Consider the following 7,621-nt stretch of genomic DNA (forward strand, 5'->3'; position numbering starts at 1 on the left):
TCGAGCGCCGCCAGGATGCAGCGCACCGTCTCGCGCTCCCCGGCATCGGTGTCGGTCGAGACATCGGCCGGCGGGTTGAGCAGGAAGGCCCGCCGGCCCCGGCGGAACACCGCCCGCAGGCGATCAACGTCGCGGACATCCGACACCGCGACCTCGGCGCCGCGTCGCTTCCAGCCCTCGGCCCGGTCGGGGTTGCGCGTGACGATGGTGACCGGCCGCCCCTGGTCGAGGAGCGCCCGGGCCGCCGCCGAACCGACATGGCCGGTGCCGCCGAGGATGATGAACATGCCCTTCTCCGCTGTCATTCATCGACAGGATAGGCGTCCGGGCTGTCAGGTTCCGTCAGCAGGGTCGGGTCAGGCGCGATCCAGCGTCGCCTCGTGCAGCGCCGCGATGATCTCGCGCAGGCCGCGGGTCAACGGCTTGTCGCGGCGCAGCACCAGGCCGAGCCGGCGGCTGAGCCGCGGCGCCAGCTGATGCACCGCCAGGCCCGGCGCCTGCGCCACCGCCATGGCCGGCAGGATGGCGCAGCCGAGGCCGGCGCCGACCAGCTCCTTGATCGCCTCGACGCTGCCCAGCTCCATCACCGGCTTCAGGCTGACCCCGGCGCGGGCGAACCAGTCGTCGACGATGCGCCGGGTCTGGCCACCGGGCTCGTACAGCACCACCGGCCGGCCGGCCAGGGCCGCCGGCGCCACCACCGGCGGCAGGTCGTCAGCCTCGGCCGGGGCGACGGCGACGAACGCCTCCTCCATCAGCGGCGTCACGGCGAAGGCCCGGCCCGAGGCCGGCAGGGCGACGAGGCCGAGGTCGAGCGCGTTCTCCTCCACCAGGCGCAGCACGTCGACGGCGTTGCCGGTGGAGACCACGATCTCCAGCGACGGCAGGCGGCGGCGCAGCGCCCGCAGCACCGGCGGCAGCAGGTAGATGCAGGCGGTGGCGCCGGTGCCGACCCGCACCCGGCCGGGCGCGCCGCCGGCATGCTCCGCCATCGCCTCGACCGCCGCCGCGACCTCGGCCTCGATCCGCCCGGCATGGACCAGCAGGTCGCGGCCCGCCGCGGTCGGCGTGGCCCGCTTGGCGACCCGCTCGACCAGCCGGACGCCGAGCCTGGTTTCAAGCTGGCGGATCTGCAGGCTGACCGCCGGCTGGGTCAGGTTCAGCCGCGCCGCGGCGCCGGAGAAGCTGCTGGCCCGCACCACCTCGGCGAAGGTCCGCAGCTGGTCGAGGCTGAGGCCGCGCATCCCAAAGAATTCCTTATGATCCGCATTGGATATCCAAATTTCCCTTATCCGTCACCAAAGCGCAATCTCGGCCCGTTCCCACCAGGGCCCAGCCGATGACTTGCCCCCTGCTCTCCGAGATGCTGCATTGGTTCTCCGCCGCGCCGCAGTCGCGCCGGCGCCAGGTCGAGATCCTGCGGGAGCTCGACGACCGGCGTCTGGCCGATCTGGGCATCAGCCGCGGCGAGGCGCTGCGCGGGCATGCCGATCCTGACCGCCCGACGCCGACCGAGAGACCGAACCGACGATGCCTGACCGCCACCCCGCTTCCCTGATCACCATCCGCGACGCCGCCGAGGCCGACCTGCCGGCCATCCAGGCGATCTATGCCCATCATGTGCTGCACGGCGTCGCCAGCTTCGAGGAGGTGCCGCCCGAGATGGCGGAGCTGGCGGGGCGGCGGGCCGCGGTGCTGGCCCAGGGCCTGCCCTATCTGGCGGCGGAGATCGGCGGCCGCGTCGTCGGCTATGCCTATGCCGGCGCCTACCGGCCACGGCCGGCCTATCGCCACACCATCGAGGATTCGGTCTATGTCGCCGACGGGATGGCCGGCCGCGGCATCGGCCGGGCGCTGCTGGGCGCGCTGATCGAGCGCTGCGAGGCCGGCCCCTGGCGGCAGATGGTGGCGGTGATCGGCGACAGCGGCAATGCCGCCTCGATCGCGCTACACGAGGCGCTGGGCTTCCGCCGCGCCGGCCTGCTGCCGTCGGTCGGCTTCAAGTTCGGCCGCTGGGTCGACAGCGTGCTGATGCAGCGGCCGCTCGGCCCCGGCGACACCACCCTGCCAGCCCCGGGCCGCGACGCTTGATCCGGCGCCGCACGGTCCTCTGCCTCGGCCTGGCGCAGCTGGTCAGCTGGGGCACGACCTACTACCTGATCGGCGGCTTCGGGCCACGGATCATCGCCGAGACCGGCTGGAGCCAGACGCTGGTGCATGGCGGCTTCTCCGCCGCCCTCCTGGGCATGGGGCTGTCCTCGGCCTGGATCGGGCGGCTGATCGACCGGCATGGCGGCCGCGCGGTGATGACGGCGGGGTCGCTGCTGTCGGCCCTCGGCTGCATCGGCCTCGCCCTGGCCCGCGACCCGGTCTCGTATTACGCTGCCTGGCTGGTGCTGGGCGTGGCGATGCGCTGCACCCTGTACGACGCCGCCTTCGCCGCGCTGGCCCGGATCGGCGGGGCGGAGGCGCGCAGGCCGATGGCGCAGATCACGCTGCTGGGCGGCCTGGCCTCCACCGCCTTCTGGCCGATCGGCGAGAGCCTGGCCGGCGCCTTCGGCTGGCGCGGCGCGGTCCTCGCCTATGCCGGCTTTGCCCTGCTGACCATCCCGCTGCACCTGACCCTGCCCGCCGGTCATGACGGGGGACGCGAGCGGAGCACGGCGGCGGCGGCGCCCCTGGCCGGAGGCCGGCGGCAGCCCTGGATCGCCGGCGCGCTCTACGCCCTGATCGTGACCCTGACCAACATCCTGAACGCCGGCATGTCGGCGCATATGATCGGCATCCTGGCCGGGCTGGGGCTGGCGGCGCCGGTCGCGGTGTGGATCGCGACGCTGCGCGGCATCGGCCAGTCCGGCGCCCGGCTGGCGGAGGTGATGTTCGGCGGCGGGCTGTCGCCGCCGGCGCTGACGCTGGCGGCCGCCGCCCTGCTGCCGGTGTGCTTCGTGGCCGGGCTGTGGGGCGGGCAGGTGCCGACGGCGGCGATCGCCTTCGCCTTCCTCTACGGCGCCGGCAACGGCCTCCTGACCATCACCCGCGGCACGCTGCCGCTGGTGCTGTTCGACCCCGGCCGATACGGCGCCATCGCCGGAAGGCTGCTGGTCCCGGGATTCCTGGGCTCGGCCGCGGCGCCGGTCGTCTATGCCGCGGTGATCGAGCGGTGGGGCGAAGCCGCGGCGCTGTGGCTGTCCGCCGCCCTGGCCGCCGTCACCCTGGCCGCCGCCGCGGCGCTCTGCGCCACGGCCCGTGCCGCGCCCGACTCCGCGGCCCTCCGCTAGGCTTGGCTTTGGCTGTTATTGCGCGGGGACGAAGCCCCTCTCGGTCAGATTCATCGCCATGAGGTCGATCCCCATGCCGCGCGCACCCTGGATCGCGGCGCGGCTGAGCGCCGCCTCCTGTTCGCGGTCGCCCCTCGCCTGCTCGAGCGCGGCCGACAGCAGCACGCCCTGGACGAGGAGCGCCTCGGCCATTTCCTGCTTGGCGGCGTCGCCGGCGGTGCCGAACGCGGTCGTCGACGCCATCGACTGCACCACCTGGCGGCGGACCGCGGCGGCGGTCGCGGCGCTTACATCGTCATCGCTGCCGCGGCTGGCTTGCCAGGCGGCGATCCACCAGACCGTGTAGGCATCGGCGACGTTGTCGATCACCAGACCGTATTTCGCCAGCTCCGGGCGCATCCGCTCGATCAGGTCGCCCTGGGCGAACAGTGCCGCCAGATTGTCCGCCCCCTGGGGATCGGCGGCCCGGCTCCTGTCGACGAACCGGGCGAGGTTGGCGCGCCGCCGCGCGGGATCGGGGCGATAGGCGAACGACCTCGCATCCGCCTGCAGCGTCGAGCTGGTGGCGGAGCGGCCGCGGTCGACGTGGTCCTGCAGGCTGATGCGGGGCCCCTCGAACAGCATCGGGCTGATCATTTGATACTGCGCCCGGGCCACCCCGGGGACGAGCAGGGCGACGCAGACAGGCAGCACCGTTCTGAGCGACATCGCAGATCTCCCCGCCGGAACCATGGCCTGGGGATAATACTGTCAGATGACGTCTGTGCGGTCAGCCGGCCTTCGCCTGCCGCCCTGCCTCAGGCCGAGTTCGCCCAGTAGGCCTCGCGGCGGTCGACGACCAGGTCGGCGCGCCCGCTGTGGCCGGCATCCTTGCGGCCGCCCTTGACGTGGTCCATGAAGCGGCCGAGGCCCGAATTGATCAGCACATGCTTGGCCCGCGCGCCGATGCCTTCGGCGATGTCGTGCGAGCGGTGGCCGGCCTGCTCGATCTGGCGGCGGACCACGTCGAACAGATAGGCGTCGTGGAACTCGTATTCCCGGAACAGCCCGTCCTCGGTGTACAGCCGCTCGAACGCGTCCAGCATCTGCCGCGTCGCCGGATGGCGCAGATTGTAGGCCAGGAATCCGCATTCGGTGTAGGTCGGCCGCTGCAGGCAGCCGACGAAGCAGTCCGGCGGGACGAAGCTCTCCAGCTCGTCCCAGTCCGGCGCGGCGAAGAACAGGCTGTCGGCGTCGACCCAGATCAGCACGTCGGTGTCGGCGGTCTTCGCGGCATGGAAGATGGCGAAGGCCTTGTGGGCGAAGCGCACCGCGTCCCAGCGGAAGCCGGCGCCCCAGTTGCGCTCGCCCAGCTTGATCCGGTTCTTGTAGGGGTTGCGCTGCAGCTTGAAGCGGTAGCGCTGGGTCTGGCCGTGCGCCAGCGGATTGTCGGCGTGGCGGCGCTTGAACGCGACCAGGTCCGGGCAGCTCTCGAGCAGGTCGCGCACCACGATCCGGTCGCTCGGCACCTTCGGCTGGAAGCCCTCGCGGTAGAGGATCAGGGGAATCTCGTCCGGCCAGTGCCGATCGAAGGTCTCGATCATGCGGCGGCCGTATTCGGCGTAGCCGGCGGCGTGACAGGTCGTGACGACGGAGAATGTCCGCATGGGCTCACTCGGCGACGCAAGGGCGTCACTATCTGGGATTGCGCTGGCTCTTGGGCTCGAAACACACGGGGGTCCGCTGCGTTCCCGAGCCTCTACGGTGCCGGAACCATAACTGCACAGGCATCGGACGTGAAATTACCGTTTCGTAACCGGAAATTTCCTCGAAGCCGCGGATTCGCTGGCCTCCGCCCCGCTAGGACGCCGGCTCGGCCGACGTCGCCCTGCGCGCATTTGTCACGATCGAATCCAGCAGCCCGGGGAATTTGGCGTCGAGATCCTCGCGCCGCAGCGAGATGAAGCGCTGGGTGCCATCGATCCGGGTCCAGGTGACGCCGGCCTCCCGCAGCTTGGCATAGTGGTAGGACAGCGCGGTCTTGTTCCCCCCGTCGCCGAAGACGCGGCAGGACACCTCGCCAACATCGGCCAGGGTGGCGACGATGCCGAGCCGCGTCGGGTCGCTGAGCGCGGCGAGGATGGTGACGAGGTCGAGCTGGTCGCGGTCGGGCTGGAACGGCGGGCGCATGCCGGAGAAGCTAGTCGATCCCCCTCCCCGTTTCAATGTTCAACGATTATTGAACAATCCGCTTGACGCCCGGCCGGCGCGCGGGCGTATAGTTCAACAATCATTGAACATTGGAACATCACCGATGCCCGCCTCCCTGGTCTGGCTCGCGATCGGCGCTTTCGCCATCGGCACCGAAGGCCTGATGATCGCCGGCCTGCTGCCCGCGATCGCCGCGGATTTCCACAGCTCGGTCGCCGGCGCCGGGCAGCTGATCACCATCTTCGCCCTCGCCTACGCCGTCGGCTCGCCGGTCCTGTCGGCGCTGTGCGGCGGCCTCGACCGCCGCCGGCTGCTGGTGGCCGCGCTGCTGGCCTTCACCGTCTCCAACCTCCTCGCGGCGGGGGCCCAGAGCCTGTGGCAGCTGGTCGCCGCCCGGGTGCTGCTGGCGCTCAGCGCCGGGCTGTTCATGCCCACCGCCTATGCCGTCGCGGCCTCGCTGGTGCCGCCCGACCATCGCGGCCGGGCGATCGCAGCGGTGACCAGCGGCATGACCATCGCCACCGCCCTGGGCGTGCCGCTCGGCGCCTGGATCGGCGCCCATGCCGACTGGCGCGCCACCTTCGTCATCGTCGCCGTCCTCGGCTTGGCCGGGGTCGCCGGGCTGCGCTTCGGCCTGCCGGCGAAGCTGCCGCTCGGCGCTTCGACGCTGGCCGAGCGGCTGGCCGTGGCCCGCCGGCCCGCCGTGCTGCAGGCCCTGATCGTGACCTTCTTCTGGATCGCGGCGGCGTTCACCCTCTACACCTTCATCGCCCCGTATCTGGAGCAGACGGCCGGGATCGGCCCGGACGGCGTCAGCGCGGTGCTGTTCCTGTTCGGCATCGGCTCCGCCATCGGCAATTTCGTCGGCGGCCAGCTGACCGACCGGATCGGCCCGGTGCGGGTGCAGCTCGCCGCCCTCGCCTTCCTGGCCCTGACCCTGGCCGGGCTGGGCGCCGCCACCACCCTGCCGACCGGCCAGGCGCTGTTCGCCATCGCGCCGCTGATGCTGGTCTGGGCCGTCGCCGGCTGGGCCTTCCACCCGGCGCAGACCACGCGGCTGATCCGGCTGGCGCCGGAGGTCGGGATGATCGCGGCGTCGCTGAACTCCTCGGCGCTCTATGCCGGCATCGCCTTCGGCTCGGCGCTCGGGGCCGCGACCCTCGACCATGGCGGCGTCCCCGCCCTGGGCTGGGTCGGCGCGCTGTCGGCGGCGATCGCCCTCATCCTCCTGGCGGCCACCGCGCGCCGCCGGGCGGATGCGCCGGCGACGCAGGCGGCCTGACCGTCGGGCGCGATCGGGTCCGATCGTCGCGTTTCAGGAAACAATCCTGTGCCGGATCGCCGGGTTATCCCGGCGGTCCGGCGGGGTTACCTTTCCCCAGCAGCGCCGATGGCGTGTCCGCAAAGGGAAACGATGCGATGACGAAGGTCCTGGTCCTCTACTACAGCTCCTACGGCCATATCGAGACCATGGCCACCGCGGTGGCCGAGGGCGTCCGCGAGGCCGGCGGCGAGCCCACCATCAAGCGCGTGCCCGAGCTGGTGCCGGAAGAGGTCGCCCGCTCCTCCCACTTCAAGCTCGACCAGGCGGCGCCGATCGCCACCATCGACGAGCTGGCCGATTACGACGCTGTGATCTTCGGCGTGCCGACCCGCTTCGGCACCATGGCCGCGCAGATGAAGAACTTCCTCGACCAGGCCGGCGGCCTGTGGATGAAGGGCGCGCTGATCGGCAAGGTCGGCAGTGTCTTCACCTCGACCGCGACCCAGCATGGCGGCCAGGAGGCGACGATCCTGACCACCCATACCTTCCTGCTGCACCAGGGCATGGTGGTGGTGGGCCTGCCCTACTCCTTCCAGGGCCAGATGACGCTGGACGAGATCAGCGGCGGGTCGCCCTACGGCGCTTCCACCATCGCCGGCGGCCAGGGCCAGCGCCAGCCGAGCGCCAACGAGCTCGCCGGCGCCCGCTTCCAGGGCGCGCATGTGACGAAGATCGCCTCGAAGCTGGCCGGCTGAGAGCCCGCCCGATACTGCTACTGGCGTGGCCGTCTGACGGCGGTTTCTCCGCTTCCGGTGCTCACGGACTTTAACGTCCGCTGCGCTCCGGTTCTCGAAACCACCGCCAGCCGACTCACGCCAGCGCAGTCTCG

At 71.7% G+C, this 7,621-nt stretch carries 10 protein-coding genes; 5 read left to right on the top strand and 5 right to left on the bottom strand.

The window, feature by feature from the left end:
* Both ABDW35_RS27400 and ABDW35_RS27405 read right to left on the bottom strand, forming a co-directional pair.
* The coding region (locus ABDW35_RS27400; RefSeq protein WP_343717026.1) for an NAD(P)H-binding protein at nt 1-287 on the bottom strand (287 nt) is incomplete at its 3' end.
* A 69-nt stretch (nt 288-356) separates the two neighbouring features.
* Nucleotides 357-1,244, bottom strand: coding sequence for a LysR family transcriptional regulator (locus ABDW35_RS27405; RefSeq protein WP_343717027.1), 888 nt, complete (start codon nt 1,242-1,244; stop codon nt 357-359).
* A 95-nt stretch (nt 1,245-1,339) separates the two neighbouring features.
* Here ABDW35_RS27405 and ABDW35_RS27410 point away from each other — a divergent pair, with 95 nt between their 5' ends.
* The 3 genes from ABDW35_RS27410 to ABDW35_RS27420 are packed head-to-tail and all read left to right on the top strand — an operon-like array spanning nt 1,340 to nt 3,278.
* Nucleotides 1,340-1,558, top strand: a complete 219-nt coding sequence (locus ABDW35_RS27410) for a DUF1127 domain-containing protein (RefSeq protein WP_343717028.1) — start codon at nt 1,340-1,342, stop codon at nt 1,556-1,558.
* Nucleotides 1,531-2,091, top strand: coding sequence for an N-acetyltransferase family protein (locus ABDW35_RS27415; protein ID WP_343717029.1), 561 nt, complete (start codon nt 1,531-1,533; stop codon nt 2,089-2,091). Before ABDW35_RS27410 ends, ABDW35_RS27415 begins: the two co-directional genes overlap by 28 nt.
* A complete protein-coding gene (locus ABDW35_RS27420) occupies nt 2,088-3,278 on the top strand; it encodes an MFS transporter (protein WP_343717030.1) in 1,191 nt (396 codons plus the stop codon). The genes ABDW35_RS27415 and ABDW35_RS27420 overlap by 4 nt, the downstream gene beginning before the upstream one ends.
* Before the next feature lie 15 nt (nt 3,279-3,293).
* Here ABDW35_RS27420 and ABDW35_RS27425 read toward each other — a convergent pair whose 3' ends face one another.
* The 3 genes from ABDW35_RS27425 to ABDW35_RS27435 form a co-directional block, all read right to left on the bottom strand.
* On the bottom strand, nt 3,294-3,986 hold the full coding sequence (locus tag ABDW35_RS27425) for a DUF6683 family protein (RefSeq protein WP_343717031.1): 693 nt from the start codon (nt 3,984-3,986) through the stop codon (nt 3,294-3,296).
* 89 nt (nt 3,987-4,075) lie between these two features.
* A complete protein-coding gene (locus ABDW35_RS27430) occupies nt 4,076-4,924 on the bottom strand; it encodes a hypothetical protein (protein WP_343717032.1) in 849 nt (282 codons plus the stop codon).
* 193 nt (nt 4,925-5,117) lie between these two features.
* On the bottom strand, nt 5,118-5,447 hold the full coding sequence (locus ABDW35_RS27435) for a helix-turn-helix transcriptional regulator (protein ID WP_343717033.1): 330 nt from the start codon (nt 5,445-5,447) through the stop codon (nt 5,118-5,120).
* 124 nt (nt 5,448-5,571) lie between these two features.
* Here ABDW35_RS27435 and ABDW35_RS27440 point away from each other — a divergent pair, with 124 nt between their 5' ends.
* Both ABDW35_RS27440 and wrbA read left to right on the top strand, forming a co-directional pair.
* Entirely contained in the window at nt 5,572-6,750 is a 1,179-nt protein-coding gene (locus tag ABDW35_RS27440) for an MFS transporter (RefSeq protein ID WP_343717034.1), read from the top strand.
* Nucleotides 6,751-6,887: 137 nt separating this feature from the next.
* Nucleotides 6,888-7,487, top strand: coding sequence for an NAD(P)H:quinone oxidoreductase (wrbA, locus tag ABDW35_RS27445; RefSeq protein ID WP_343717035.1), 600 nt, complete (start codon nt 6,888-6,890; stop codon nt 7,485-7,487).
* Nucleotides 7,488-7,621: the final 134 nt, after the last annotated feature.

The sequence above is a fragment of the Inquilinus sp. genome, assembly GCF_039594555.1.
GTDB lineage: Bacteria > Pseudomonadota > Alphaproteobacteria > DSM-16000 > Inquilinaceae > Inquilinus.